The sequence below is a fragment of the Streptococcus sp. F2 genome, assembly GCF_056500955.1.
Map to the genome: position 1 here is coordinate 1 of NZ_JBWKAI010000012.1, position 12,183 is coordinate 12,183.

General features: G+C 39.5%; 15 protein-coding genes, 1 pseudogene and 1 riboswitch. Of the genes and pseudogenes, 9 read left to right on the forward strand and 7 right to left on the reverse strand.

Going from position 1 to position 12,183, the window contains the following annotated elements; all coding sequences use genetic code 11:
- From ACYTR8_RS05175 to ACYTR8_RS05195, 5 genes and pseudogenes are all read left to right on the forward strand, one after another.
- Positions 1-227 (forward strand): annotated as a pseudogene (locus ACYTR8_RS05175) (hypothetical protein); the annotation flags it as partial.
- Positions 228-287: 60 nt separating this feature from the next.
- Positions 288-384, forward strand: a riboswitch (TPP riboswitch).
- Between the two features lie 47 nt (positions 385-431).
- Positions 432-995: an energy-coupled thiamine transporter ThiT gene (gene thiT, locus ACYTR8_RS05180; protein ID WP_111715831.1), complete on the forward strand. Its 564-nt coding sequence runs from the start codon at positions 432-434 to the stop codon at positions 993-995.
- A gap of 91 nt (positions 996-1,086) precedes the next feature.
- Positions 1,087-1,566, forward strand: a complete 480-nt coding sequence (locus tag ACYTR8_RS05185) for an aminoacyl-tRNA deacylase (protein WP_111715829.1) — start codon at positions 1,087-1,089, stop codon at positions 1,564-1,566.
- A complete protein-coding gene (locus ACYTR8_RS05190) occupies positions 1,563-1,928 on the forward strand; it encodes a YccF domain-containing protein (RefSeq protein ID WP_111715827.1) in 366 nt (121 codons plus the stop codon). The genes ACYTR8_RS05185 and ACYTR8_RS05190 overlap by 4 nt, the downstream gene beginning before the upstream one ends.
- 12 nt (positions 1,929-1,940) lie before the next feature.
- On the forward strand, positions 1,941-2,561 hold the full coding sequence (locus tag ACYTR8_RS05195) for a histidine phosphatase family protein (protein ID WP_479641786.1): 621 nt from the start codon (positions 1,941-1,943) through the stop codon (positions 2,559-2,561).
- A 180-nt stretch (positions 2,562-2,741) separates the two neighbouring features.
- Here ACYTR8_RS05195 and ACYTR8_RS05200 read toward each other — a convergent pair whose 3' ends face one another.
- Positions 2,742-3,644 carry an HAD family hydrolase gene (locus ACYTR8_RS05200; RefSeq protein WP_111715824.1) on the reverse strand — a complete coding sequence of 301 codons (903 nt, stop codon included), beginning with the start codon at positions 3,642-3,644 and terminating at the stop codon, positions 2,742-2,744.
- A 173-nt stretch (positions 3,645-3,817) separates the two neighbouring features.
- Here ACYTR8_RS05200 and lysS point away from each other — a divergent pair, with 173 nt between their 5' ends.
- The gene (lysS, locus tag ACYTR8_RS05205) at positions 3,818-5,311 is read left to right on the forward strand and encodes a lysine--tRNA ligase (protein WP_443597387.1); all 1,494 of its coding nucleotides are present in this window, start codon (positions 3,818-3,820) and stop codon (positions 5,309-5,311) included.
- A gap of 76 nt (positions 5,312-5,387) precedes the next feature.
- Here the strand turns inward: lysS and ACYTR8_RS05210 are convergent, their stop codons facing one another.
- Positions 5,388-6,425: an ammonium transporter family protein gene (locus ACYTR8_RS05210; protein ID WP_269760487.1), complete on the reverse strand. Its 1,038-nt coding sequence runs from the start codon at positions 6,423-6,425 to the stop codon at positions 5,388-5,390.
- 103 nt (positions 6,426-6,528) lie between these two features.
- Here ACYTR8_RS05210 and ACYTR8_RS05215 point away from each other — a divergent pair, with 103 nt between their 5' ends.
- Both ACYTR8_RS05215 and ACYTR8_RS05220 read left to right on the forward strand, forming a co-directional pair.
- Entirely contained in the window at positions 6,529-7,656 is a 1,128-nt protein-coding gene (locus ACYTR8_RS05215) for an NAD(P)/FAD-dependent oxidoreductase (RefSeq protein ID WP_479641787.1), read from the forward strand.
- Between the two features lie 51 nt (positions 7,657-7,707).
- Positions 7,708-7,848, forward strand: coding sequence for a hypothetical protein (locus tag ACYTR8_RS05220; protein WP_003049996.1), 141 nt, complete (start codon positions 7,708-7,710; stop codon positions 7,846-7,848).
- A 102-nt stretch (positions 7,849-7,950) separates the two neighbouring features.
- Here the strand turns inward: ACYTR8_RS05220 and ACYTR8_RS05225 are convergent, their stop codons facing one another.
- The 3 genes from ACYTR8_RS05225 to ACYTR8_RS05235 form a co-directional block, all read right to left on the reverse strand.
- Positions 7,951-8,163 carry a YdbC family protein gene (locus tag ACYTR8_RS05225; RefSeq protein ID WP_003049995.1) on the reverse strand — a complete coding sequence of 71 codons (213 nt, stop codon included), beginning with the start codon at positions 8,161-8,163 and terminating at the stop codon, positions 7,951-7,953.
- 203 nt (positions 8,164-8,366) lie between these two features.
- Complete coding sequence (locus tag ACYTR8_RS05230; protein WP_111715765.1) at positions 8,367-9,653, reverse strand: peptidase U32 family protein; 1,287 nt, start codon at positions 9,651-9,653, stop codon at positions 8,367-8,369.
- A gap of 105 nt (positions 9,654-9,758) precedes the next feature.
- Positions 9,759-10,685 (reverse strand): peptidase U32 family protein, encoded by a 927-nt coding sequence (locus ACYTR8_RS05235; protein ID WP_479641788.1) that lies wholly within the window; start codon positions 10,683-10,685, stop codon positions 9,759-9,761.
- 198 nt (positions 10,686-10,883) lie between these two features.
- On the opposite strand from ACYTR8_RS05235, the gene ACYTR8_RS05240 reads away from it, so the two are divergent.
- On the forward strand, positions 10,884-11,168 hold the full coding sequence (locus ACYTR8_RS05240; protein ID WP_003049989.1) for a DUF3270 domain-containing protein: 285 nt from the start codon (positions 10,884-10,886) through the stop codon (positions 11,166-11,168).
- 163 nt (positions 11,169-11,331) lie between these two features.
- Here the strand turns inward: ACYTR8_RS05240 and ACYTR8_RS05245 are convergent, their stop codons facing one another.
- Together ACYTR8_RS05245 and ACYTR8_RS05250 are read right to left on the reverse strand one after the other, a co-directional pair.
- The gene (locus tag ACYTR8_RS05245; protein ID WP_479641789.1) at positions 11,332-11,769 is read right to left on the reverse strand and encodes a YtxH domain-containing protein; all 438 of its coding nucleotides are present in this window, start codon (positions 11,767-11,769) and stop codon (positions 11,332-11,334) included.
- A complete protein-coding gene (locus ACYTR8_RS05250; protein WP_111715758.1) occupies positions 11,766-12,170 on the reverse strand; it encodes a DUF948 domain-containing protein in 405 nt (134 codons plus the stop codon). Before ACYTR8_RS05250 ends, ACYTR8_RS05245 begins: the two co-directional genes overlap by 4 nt.
- Positions 12,171-12,183 lie beyond the last annotated feature (13 nt).

Genomic DNA, 12,183 nt, shown 5'->3' on the forward strand with positions numbered 1-12,183 from the left:
TGGCATGCTTAAATCTCAAAAAACTGGTCAAAAGGATGGCGGGAGAGCCTTTTTATTTTGTTCAGATGAGGTGGTTTAAGCACGGAAACAGCCATTTTTATCTAAAAACACTAAAAAAGACAAACACCAAATCGATGTTTGTCTTCAATCTGAAGACCAGTTTAGAAACTGGCTTTTTTACGTTTGATAACTCCTGCTCTTGCTCGTCTTGTTATTCTAAAGTTTAGATGGTAAGCCAATTTTCTTGACAGGGCTTTCACGGCGTCATATAATATAGAAAAATATAATGATTCACAAAGGAGTGCTTTGGCTGAGATCGCAATTGCGAAATCCTGAGGACCTGATCTTGCTAGTACAAGCGTAGGGATTGTGACCAAACGATAATAGTTGGGAAAACAATGCTCTTTTTTGTCTCTGAAAAGGAGTTTTTTATGTCAAAAAACACAAATGTCAAATACCTTATCGAAGCTGCTATTTTTGCTGCCCTAGCAATGGCACTTTCCTTCATTCCAGATTTTGCAGGATGGTTTAGCCCTTCATATGGTGCTATTCCTCTGGTTATCTTCTCTTTGAGACGTGGGTTGAAATATGGATTGCTTGCGGGACTTATTTGGGGACTATTACATTTTGCACTTGGAAAAGTTTACTATCTCAGCATGTCCCAAGTCTTTATCGAGTATATTTTAGCCTTTATTTCAATGGGATTAGCAGGAATCTTCTCTGATAGTCTTGTCAAAACCTTAAGACAACAAAAAAAACCTTTTGCCTTGCTTATCGCCTTAATGGCTACTATCTTAGCCGTTGGGATACGCTACCTCTGGCACTTTATCGCAGGTGTTATTTTCTGGGGAAGCTATGCTCCAAAAGGAATGTCTGCCATCTGGTATTCCTTTACTGTCAATGGAACTGCTGGATTGCTTACTTTATTAGTCACGCTTTTGGTCCTCTTGCTTATCTTGCCAACCCAACCTCAATTTTTTGATCCAAGAGACTAAGCTTTAACAATTTGAAAGCAAACTTTAAAAAATGGTATAATGTTAGTGTTATACTATTTTTTATGTTTAAGACAATGATAAGGACTTAATCATGGCTAAAAAAACAAAACGCAAAAAAACCTTAGTGGAACAAATATTAGATAAGGCTCACATAGCTCATCAGGGACTGAGTCTTAACGCTTTAGAAGGTGATTTGCCCTCAGGCATTCAAGCTTCTGATATTTATAAAACCCTCGCCCTCATCGGGGATAAAACGGGACCTCTGATTGGGATTATCCCTTTGACAGAACACTTGTCTGAAAAGCAACTGGCAAAAGTCTCTGGTAATAAGAAGGTCTCCATGATTCCTCAAAAAGACTTGCAAAAGACAACTGGCTACGTTCACGGGGCAAACAATCCTGTTGGGATTCGTCAAAAGCATTCCTTTCCTATTTTTATTGATGAAACAGCCCTCGAGAAGGGACAGATGATTGTCTCTGCTGGTGAGATTGGACGTTCTATTCAAATCGACAGTCACACCTTAGCCGATTTCGTTGGGGCAAGCTTTGCTGATTTAAAGGAGAAAAAATGAGAACTATTGCAAATATGATTTGGTTTATCTTTTCTGGTTTTTGGGCTTGGTTGGCCTGGTCTTTTATCGGTATTTTGCTGTGCTTAACGGTTATTGGTATCCCTTTTGGTCTTCAATGCTTTAAAATCGGCAACTTTGGGTTATTTCCTTTCGGTAAAACTATCGACATCGGTACAGGAACTGATAGCCTCATCTTAAATCTCCTCTGGATGTTAATCTGTGGTTTGAGCCTAGCGGTGATGCACCTTACCTCTGCTCTTTTACTCTGTATTTCCATTATCGGAATTCCTTTTGCAGGTCAGTGTCTCAAGTTAGCTCTCATCAGTCTCTTTCCTTTTGGTGCTCGAATTACTTACCTTTAAAGGGATCTTTTCATGAAATTATATTTTGTAAGACATGGTAAAACCCTCTGGAATTTGGAAGGGCGCTTTCAGGGAGCTGGCGGTGACTCACCCCTACTTGAAGAATCCAAAGACGAGATTCGCTTATTAGGAAAGTCGCTATCAAAAATTTCCTTTGATGCTGTCTATACCAGTGACCTTCCTAGAGCGATGGCTACGGCAGCCATTATTTTGGACTCTTTTGACCAAGAACCCAGTCTTTACCATACTGATCAACTTCGGGAGTGGCGATTAGGCAAATTGGAAGGGGCAAAGATAGCCACTATGGCAGCTATTTATCCTCAACAGATGTCAGCTTTTCGTCATAATTTAGCCCAATTCAAACCGCATCACTTTGAAGCAGAATCCATCTACCAAACCACCCAGCGCGTGAGGCAACTGATTGAATCATTTGGTGACAAAAACTACCATAATGTCCTTATTGTGGGACATGGAGCCAATTTAACTGCTAGCATTCGATCACTCTTAGGTTTCGAACCCGCTTTACTGTTGGCCAAAGGTGGATTGGACAATGCTAGTTTAACCATACTTGAAACCAAGAATGGTCAAGACTTTCAGTGCTTAGAGTGGAACGGTAAATCCTTTACAGAATAACAAAAACCGTCCTATATTAGTGTTAGGACGGTTTTTTAAATCTATGAGTGCCAATGAGTTATAATCTTTCCAGTTGTTTTCTAAAAAAGACAACAAGTAGGCCTCTCCTCTTAAGGAAAACGTGACTTGCTAGCCTCCTTATTACTTAGTCTTTAGCGAAAGAAACGGCTCTGATACTCTTTATCTGGCATATTTTAAGCGCAAAACCTTTTCTTGTTGCTTGGTTAATCGAAGCAAGATAACCACCTTGTCAATGCTCATGTTGCTTTCAAGCAAACGCTCTGCTGCCATCATCAAACCATTGTTGATACCCATCTGTAAAATTGGATTTTTCTTGTCATTGACATCAAAAATAAATTTATTATCTGGCAAATCAAAGAGAACCTTAACAGCACCAAAGAGTTGTTCAAAGTTATCAATAGCCACATCATAAACAGGCTTAGTTCCTGGCTTTAACTGACGTCCTCTATGGTTAAACCACATCGAATGCCATCCACCGTTAAAAGCCCCCATGATATCATTGTCATAAGAATCCCCAACATATAGTGTGGTTTGTGGGTTCATGTCAAACTGTTCTGCCGCTAGGTTAAAAATTTCTTTTTCTGGTTTTTGAAACCCTGTTGCTTGGCTCACAATGACACGCTTAGGATCAATATAATCATAAAGCCCTAATTTACGAACTTTTTTCAGCTGATGTTCTGTTGGCCCATTAGTAATAATCCCCATTGGAACACTCTTTGATTTTAAAAAATCCAGGGTCATGCGCATCTCGTCTAGCATGGTAATGTTCTCAAGTTCGTGTTCATAGACCTCTTGAAAATGCACTCCCGTAGCTTCATCGATTTCTCGATAGCCAAACTCAAGTAGTGTTTCTTTACAACGCCAGAATCGAAAATATTCGGTCGTCCACTCCCCTGCCATTACTCTTGGAAATCCAACATCTGAATAGTGACGAAAGCGAATATAAGCTTGATTCATTACTGACATATCAAAATCTGGGAAGCACTTTTCCATGGCGATTCGATAAGGCGCTTGCTGGTCGTAAATTGTGTCATCCACATCAAAAACAATAGCAGTAATCATGAGTCTCTCTTCTTTTCTAGTTTAATATCCCAACCATTATACTATTTTCCATTAGGCTTTTCAATTTCATTTTCAAAAAAGTGCCCCGCTGCAGTCGCATTTTCCAACGAAATATAGGTGTATTCTAGCCCCTTTTATGATACAATGGAAAGGAAATCATATTGGAGGAAAATATGTCTAATCAACACATCGAAGAATTAAATGACCAACAGATTGTCCGTCGTGAAAAAATGACGGCGCTGGCTGAACAAGGAATTGATCCTTTCGGTAAACGCTTTGACCGCACAGCCAACTCTGCTGAATTAAAAGAAAAGTATGCTGACAAAACAAAAGAAGACTTACATGAGTTAAACGAAACAGCTATCGTGGCTGGTCGTTTGATGACTAAACGTGGTAAAGGTAAGGTTGGGTTTGCTCATCTTCAAGACCGTGAAGGGCAGATCCAACTTTATGTCCGTAAGGATTCTGTTGGCGAAGACAACTATGAAATTTTTAAAAAGGCTGACCTAGGAGACTTTCTTGGCGTTGAGGGAGAAATTATGCGGACTGATATGGGGGAGCTCTCCATCAAGGCCACCAAGTTGACTCACCTTTCTAAGTCTCTTCGCCCTCTTCCTGAAAAATTCCACGGATTAACTGATATTGAAACCATTTACCGTAAGCGTCACCTTGATTTAATTTCAAATCGTGAAAGCTTTGACCGCTTCGTGACCCGTTCCAAAATGATTTCAGAAATCCGTCGTTATTTAGACGGACTTGATTTCCTAGAGGTAGAAACGCCTGTGCTTCATAACGAAGCTGGTGGTGCTGCTGCTCGTCCTTTCGTTACTCACCATAATGCTCAAAACATTGATATGGTGCTTCGTATCGCAACAGAACTTCATTTGAAACGTTTGATTGTTGGTGGTATGGAACGTGTTTATGAAATTGGTCGTATCTTCCGTAATGAGGGAATGGATGCCACGCATAATCCTGAGTTCACTTCTATCGAGGTTTACCAAGCTTACGCAGATTACCTTGACATCATGAACTTGACAGAAGGCATAATCCAACATGCCGCTAAAGCTGTTAAAGGTGATGGGCCTATTGATTATCAAGGAACTGAAATCCGTATCAATGAACCTTTCAAACGTGTCCACATGGTAGATTCTATCAAGGAAGTGACGGGTGTTGATTTCTGGCCTGAAATGACTGTCGAAGAAGCTATTGCACTTGCCAAAGAAAAACAGGTACCACTCGAAAAACACTTCACAAGTGTTGGACATATCATCAATGCTTTCTTCGAAGAATTCGTTGAAGAAACCTTGATCCAACCAACCTTTGTCTTTGGTCATCCTGTTGAAGTATCACCTTTGGCTAAGAAGAATCCTGAAGACGGCCGCTTCACCGACCGCTTCGAACTTTTCATCATGACCAAAGAATACGCGAATGCTTTCACAGAGTTAAATGATCCAATTGACCAATTATCTCGTTTTGAAGCACAAGCACAAGCCAAAGAACTTGGTGATGACGAAGCAACTGGCATTGACTACGACTTCGTTGAAGCCCTTGAATATGGTATGCCGCCAACTGGTGGACTTGGAATTGGTATTGACCGTCTCTGCATGTTGTTAACAAACACAACAACTATCCGAGATGTGCTACTTTTCCCAACCATGAAACCTTAATATAAAAAACTTATGACAATAAAAAGGTAGTCCTACTTCAAGTGGATTACTTTTTTTATATTGCCTCTTGTCTTATTTATTCAACTTTTTTGGTCTTATGTTGTAAGAGAGCTTTCCCAAGAACAAAAGAGACTAGAGTAGATAGAAAAATCGTTACAAAGATGGCAAGTATTTGCGGCAATAGAAGCTGAGGTCTCAATAGCGCAAGCCCTAAGCTTCCTAAAAAACCTCCTATACCGTTCATGGCAAATGAATCCACAACATCATCAACAGGCAATTGATGACTAAGATAATCCGTCAGAAGACAAGTCAAACCACTTGCTACAAAGGTCAAAAGACTAATCTCTCCTGTGTTAAGATACCCTACGCCTGCCGTACTGGTCACTAGGCCAACAATCATGCCATTGAGCAAAGCAACGGTTGATTCTTCCTTATGCTTTAAAAAGGTTACTAGACTCCAAGAAAAGCCACCACAAACAATGGCTAAAAGGGTATTAAGCAAAACTTGACCCGCCAGAGCATTCAATTGTCCAACAGGTCCAACATTAAAGCCAAACCATCCAAAGGTCACCAAAATCATACCCAGATATAACCATTCTTGGCGAATCTTTTCATGCTGGTGAGGAGTTTTCCCAGCAAAATGAGCCAAAATATAAGTTGACAGTCCAGCCGATAAATGAACCACCATACCTCCCGAAAAATCTCTAGCACCTAAGTTGGCTAATAGACCCTCTGTATTCCACATCAAGTAGGCTAAAGGGGTATAGACTAAACTAATCCATACTCCAACTAACAAGAGGAGATGACTGGTTTTGACCCGATCAATGATGGCACCAATAAGCATAACCACTGCATACAAGCAAAAACATAATTGGAATAACAAGTCCAAGGCTCTTTCTAAAGAAACTGATTTTACCGTCATTAAGGTTTGCATTTTCCCTTCAAAGGCGAAAAAATAAGCGCCTAAAATCCAAATAAGAGTTGCCATCAGAATGGCTAAGGTAAAACGATAAATCACTTGCGGAGTAAGCTGTTTATCTAAGCTTCCAAAATAAAAGCAGGCAACTCCAAAGATCATCACCCACATTACTAAAATACATATTAATAGAAACATGATTTTCCTTTCTTTACAAAGTTTCTAAGTTTTGTTAAACTGTAAAATAGTTAACTAGTTAAGTATTTTAGCGCATGCTTATTCACTTGTCAAGGAGAATCATATGAAACATTATCAGATTATTATCATTGGGGCAGGAGCTGCCGGCATTGGATTCGGTGCCGCTTTAAAAAGATACGACATTAACGATTTTTTGATTCTTGAGCAGGGAACTGTTGGAGATAGCTTTTTGAAATGGCCAAGAACTACACAATTTATTACGCCTTCCTTTACTACAAATGGTTTTGGTTTTCCAGATATTAATGCTGTTGTTCCTAATACTTCACCCGCTTTTAGCTTCAATAAGGAGCACCTATCTGGACCTGAATATGCTCATTACTTGTCCTTAGTTGCTAAAAATGACAACATACCGATTCAAACGAATACTCAGGTACTAACGATCCAACGCCATCCTAAAGGCTACCAAGTAAAAACTAGCCAAGGCGATTTTAGCTGCCGTTACCTCATTATGGCAACTGGAGAATTTCAACTGCCAAATAATCAAGGAATCAAGGGGGCTGAGTTAGGGATGCACTATGGTCAAGTTGACTCCTTTAATGTCAAATCTGAAGATCCTTTTATTATTATTGGGGGAAATGAGAGTGCCTGTGATGCCCTCACTCATTTAGCCTATCTTGGTAATGAGGTTCATTTATTTACCGATAGTTTTGGAAAAAGCGAAACAGCTGCCGATCCTAGTATTTCCTTATCACCGATTACCCAAGAGAGACTCAAACATATTCAAGACAATCCCAACTATCACATTCACATCACAGAAAGAAAACATGCCAAAGAAATCCATCAAACCGAAAAAGGTTATCAAGTCATTTTTCAAGATGGCAGTACTGCTTATAGTCGCCACAAACCTATCTTGGCCACTGGATTTTTAAACACCTGTCACCTTATTGGCGGAGAAGCCATTTTTGACTACAATCAAGATGGTATTCCCCTAGTAACAGAGAATGACGAATCCACCCTAAACCCAAACTGTTTCTTGATTGGTCCTAGTTTGAGACAAGGAAATATCATTTTCTGCTATATTTATAAATTCCGTCAACGCTTCTCGCCACTTATCACTGAAATTGCTAACCGAGAAGGTTGGCAGCTTGACCCTGATATTCTGGAATTTTACAGAGCTAACCAAATGCACCTTGATCGCCTAGACTGCTGCGAAGTCACTTGTGATTGTTAATGGCTTTTATGCTATAATAGAGGGTATCCTAAAGAAAGTAATGAAAACGTGATGACAAAAGAATATATCTCTTATATAAGTGCTGCTATTTTTGTCCTTTATGGTCTTCTAGCTGCGAAGTGGATTTTTATAGGCTTAGGTCTAATCTTAGTTTTTGTAGGCCTTGCTGACCGTCTTCAATCTAAAAAATAACCCTTCTCCATGTCAACTGCACCCGATTACCAGCCTTAAAATGGCCAAGATGTCAAGGTGCAGTTGACTAGAAGGGTTATTTTTTACAACCACAGAGAGGTTTTACTTACGAAAAGCATCTAAGATGGTTTTAAATTCTTCATTGGTAAGAGTAATGCCTTTCCCCATTTTCGTATGGTCTGGACTCCACGTGCGGATATCCCATTTGGCTTCTGCGCCATTAAAGCTGACGCGGTTCAATTCTTTCGTCCAACCTTTATCATTTTCTGACAAGGTGAGTAAGTGTTCTTCAATTTTAAACGTAAATTCTGCCATTATTTTTCCTCCTTACTTATACTATTCGAAAATAAATTGACAAAAGCAATCTTTTTTTCAACTTTTTAGTTATGATGACCTTATTTTATCAAGTTTTGAGAAAATAAGCTATCTTGGTATCTAATTTTCAAAAAACAGGCTCTTTTATCCCAAACGCATCTTTTACGCCACTAGGGAAAAAGGGCCTTTCATATTTATTTCAATTAAGCTCTGACAGTTTTACTTGTACCGTCTTTTTGATAGAGGTTAACCAGACCTTCCTTGCAAGCCCTAATCATATCCCCTGGCTTAACTTCTCTCGGTAAAGAGATGGTTAAGAGTTCCATTGGATTTGGGGCACGGTCAATCTTTTGGCCATCCGAATCATGTAGATCCTTAACAACCGTTTCAAAATGACGGAAACCTGGTCCATAAAATTCAATCCGATCGCCTTCCATGATGACATTACGCTGACGAATAGTCGCTGTCATGCTAGCTGAGTCAAACCCAACTACTTCTCCGACAAATTTGTATTGTGGAATTTTACGGCGAGCGCCAAACAACTGTTCATTCTCGCTTGGAGTGCCATAATAAAAACCTGTTGCCAATTCACGCTGAGCCACTTTCCATAGTTCGTCAATCAATTCCTCTTTGATGGCATAAAAAGCTTCTGGACTTTCCATGTAAGCATCTACAGCCGCCTTGTAACAGTTGGTTACGGTTGAGACGTAATGAATGGATTTCATCCGGCCTTCGATTTTTAGGCTATCAACCCCATTTTCAATCAGGTCAGGAATATGCTCAATCATACACATGTCAACAGAAGACATGGAGTAGTCTTCAGGAACTTCTCCTTTTAGAGAACGACGTTCAGCCCCAAATGGCATATCATAGAGATCATATTTCCAGCGACAAGACTGTGAACAACCACCTCGGTTAGCATCACGGTGACTCATGTGGTTGGATAAGACGCAGCGGCCTGAATAAGAGATACACATAGCTCCATGGACAAAGGCTTCAATTTCCACATCTGTCCGCTTACGGATTTCTGCTAATTCAGCCATATTGACCTCACGGGCTAATACAACACGCGTCAACCCCATCGCTTTCCAAAATTCAAAGGTTTCGTAATTGGTAGATGAAGCTTGAGTTGATAAATGAATTTCCAAACCTGGAGCTTCTGTTGAGCAAATGACAATCAAGGCTGGGTCTGAAACGATGACCGCATCAAGTCCCATATCACGCAGTTGGCGGAACCACTCACCCGCACCAATTTCGTTCCCCTCATGGGTAACCATGTTAGCAGCAACATAGACCTTAGCCCCACGCGCATGAGCATAATCAATGCCTTCTCGCAATTCCTCCATAGAGAAGTTACCAGCACGGCTTCTTAGACCATAGGCCTGTCCTCCGACAAAAACAGCATCTGCGCCATAGTCAATCGCAACTTTTAATTTTTCCAGTGTTCCAGCAGGTGATAAAACCTCTGGACGTTTTTTCATATGTGACATGTGATATTCTTTCTATTTTCAAGATAGGTAGATTACCTGTGTAATGGTGTCATAACCCTGTCTTGCCCTGAAATAGTAAACTCACTCAAGACAAGGGTTACGTGTTTATTTCACGGTTTTTGGATCAAAATCGTAAAAACCAGTATCTAGACCACGGCCAGATGGATGATGGGCATGTACCTCTTGATCAAGCTTTTTAGCCTTCTCTTGGGTAAATTGCCCTGTTTCTAATAACTCTTTTGCTTGAATAAACAATTTAGTAATAGCTACAAAATCATCACCAGGACAGTAAATACCATCCAGCTTCCAATGAGTTAAACCATGCTCATAAAGCTCACCCAATTTAGACATCATGTCAATATCATTATTAATGAAAATATGAGTGCCATGATTGTCCTCATAAATGGAATAATGACTGTTAGCATCTCCTGGCTCTGCCAAGAAAAGACCGCGTTCACGACTAACCTCATCATCGATCTTGGTAAAATGGTAATAATTTTCTAGCAAGGGACGTTTCGAATGATGAATGACTGAAGCACCATAGACAAGCACTTCTGCTGGAAATTCCAAATTTTCAGCTAAGGTGAATAACTCTGCTGATGGGATTTCTCGAGCCAAGACACTTTCAACAGCACCATGTTGCCCCCAGAAATTTACCTGGCGACTAGACGTCACAAAAACAGATGTGTCATAAATCAATTTAAAGTTATAGCCATCCCTTTTATTGACATAAAACACACCTGCATCACCAACCACAAGATAGTCAACAGCAATCTCTGCCATTAAGTCTAAAAAGGGTTTGATGTGATCCATCATATCTTGATGCATCAAAGCGTTGCAAGCTACTGTTAATTCTTTTCCAGCCTCGTGGACTAGTTTGGCAATTTGTCTCAATTCGTCATAAGAAAAATTATGGGGGAGACGTAACCCATAATTCGCTTCACCAACATAAATACGATCGACACCAGCAGCTAATAAAGCCTTGACTTGTTCTATACTTTCAGCTGTGGCTGTAATAATTATTTTTTTCATATAACCTTTATTATACCAAAAAATTCTAAGCGTCAAGCATATTTCTTGCAAAATCTGTCAACTTCCGATTCGGTAATTTTTTCCTGTCGCAGCTTACTTCGTCAAGGTTATTGAATTTTTTCAATTTTTTTAAAAAAAGATGACAAAATGGGACTTTTGTGGTAGAATAGCTTAGTATCTGAAGGAAAGGAGAGGACTATGCCAACACCGTTAAAGAAGCATGACGCATTCGAACACGACGATTCCTATCAAGAATCCCAGGGTAAATTCCAAGATTTTCAAGAGTTCAATGGTCAGAGTGCTAAATTAAAAGAGTTAGTATTCTTCGCTCGGATTGCTTGCTTTAGCCTAATTACTGTTTTATTTGCATTTGTCCTACTCGTGATGAACTTAGCGCCGGTTTTGGCTTTCTTATTCGCCAGCATCATCAGCTTAGGGATCACTTCCTTACTAGCTAAAGGAATCAAATCATTACTAATGTAACTTCTAGAGTCCGTTTTGTGTGACTCTTTTTCTTTTGCCAAAAACAAAAAAAGATTGAAGCCACAATAACCACCTCCCTTCTTCAGTTAGCCGAAAACTAACTATGGGGACTGGTAAGCAAAGCCTTCAATCTTTTCTTTTTTTGTTTTTTAGGTTATCTTATTTAGTATTTATCTTGTGAAGTGTCAGCGGCACTAAGATGCTCATCTTGTTCAGTATAGTCAATGACAATGTCGTCTTCATTTAAATCAATGATAACATCGTCTTGATTTTCTTTCGCTTCAACTTCGGCAAGGGTTTCTTTTGTTTTTTGCACGAAAGCTATTGTTTTATCTTTGAGCAACTCAAGAATCTCCTCTTTTGTCACCTCTCCAGTAGCCAGCTTATCTTTCACATCATAGAAAGTGTCACATGCTAAATGACTGTATTCACTACCTTTTTCTTTAGCAAGTTGGTGGTAATCATCTGGATTTTCTTTGTAGGCTTGGTAAGCTTTTTCAGCACGATTTTTCAAAGCCTTACCTTTTTCTGTTGATAAGAAGTAAGCTGCTGCTGCTCCAGATGCAGCACCCACTACTAATGTTTTAAAGAATTTACTCATGCTTTTTCCCCTTTTTTACCAAATACTTTTGATGCCATCTTACCAACGAGAGCAACTTTGCCAGCTTTTGTGACATTATTTGTCGCACTGCTTGCTTTTTGACCAAAATGTCTCGCTTGAAGATTTAAGTCAGATACACTTTCTGACAAATCCGCAATAGCCACAAATAAAGGATCAATTGTGGCAACTTTACCGTTGACATCCTCAACAAGAACATTTGCTTTCGCCAAAATTTCGTTAGTTTGATAGAGAGTAACGTTCACATCGCTAGTTAAAATTGAGATGGTTTTTTTCGCTTCATCAACTGTTTCAGAAACTTTTTTCAAAACAAGAATTAAAAAAACAACCAAAGCAACAAATGCTAGCGCAATAATAATAAGTGCAATTCCAACCAAATCCATAAATTCCTCCTCT

Coding starts and splice junctions, on each gene's coding strand:
- thiT (WP_111715831.1), top strand. CDS start 432: ATGTCAAAAAACACAAATGTCAAATACCTTATCGAAGCTGCTATTTTT.
- ACYTR8_RS05185 (WP_111715829.1), top strand. CDS start 1,087: ATGGCTAAAAAAACAAAACGCAAAAAAACCTTAGTGGAACAAATATTA.
- ACYTR8_RS05190 (WP_111715827.1), top strand. CDS start 1,563: ATGAGAACTATTGCAAATATGATTTGGTTTATCTTTTCTGGTTTTTGG.
- ACYTR8_RS05195 (WP_479641786.1), top strand. CDS start 1,941: ATGAAATTATATTTTGTAAGACATGGTAAAACCCTCTGGAATTTGGAA.
- ACYTR8_RS05200 (WP_111715824.1), bottom strand. CDS start 3,644: ATGATTACTGCTATTGTTTTTGATGTGGATGACACAATTTACGACCAG.
- lysS (WP_443597387.1), top strand. CDS start 3,818: ATGTCTAATCAACACATCGAAGAATTAAATGACCAACAGATTGTCCGT.
- ACYTR8_RS05210 (WP_269760487.1), bottom strand. CDS start 6,425: ATGTTTCTATTAATATGTATTTTAGTAATGTGGGTGATGATCTTTGGA.
- ACYTR8_RS05215 (WP_479641787.1), top strand. CDS start 6,529: ATGAAACATTATCAGATTATTATCATTGGGGCAGGAGCTGCCGGCATT.
- ACYTR8_RS05220 (WP_003049996.1), top strand. CDS start 7,708: ATGACAAAAGAATATATCTCTTATATAAGTGCTGCTATTTTTGTCCTT.
- ACYTR8_RS05225 (WP_003049995.1), bottom strand. CDS start 8,163: ATGGCAGAATTTACGTTTAAAATTGAAGAACACTTACTCACCTTGTCA.
- ACYTR8_RS05230 (WP_111715765.1), bottom strand. CDS start 9,653: ATGTCACATATGAAAAAACGTCCAGAGGTTTTATCACCTGCTGGAACA.
- ACYTR8_RS05235 (WP_479641788.1), bottom strand. CDS start 10,685: ATGAAAAAAATAATTATTACAGCCACAGCTGAAAGTATAGAACAAGTC.
- ACYTR8_RS05240 (WP_003049989.1), top strand. CDS start 10,884: ATGCCAACACCGTTAAAGAAGCATGACGCATTCGAACACGACGATTCC.
- ACYTR8_RS05245 (WP_479641789.1), bottom strand. CDS start 11,769: ATGAGTAAATTCTTTAAAACATTAGTAGTGGGTGCTGCATCTGGAGCA.
- ACYTR8_RS05250 (WP_111715758.1), bottom strand. CDS start 12,170: ATGGATTTGGTTGGAATTGCACTTATTATTATTGCGCTAGCATTTGTT.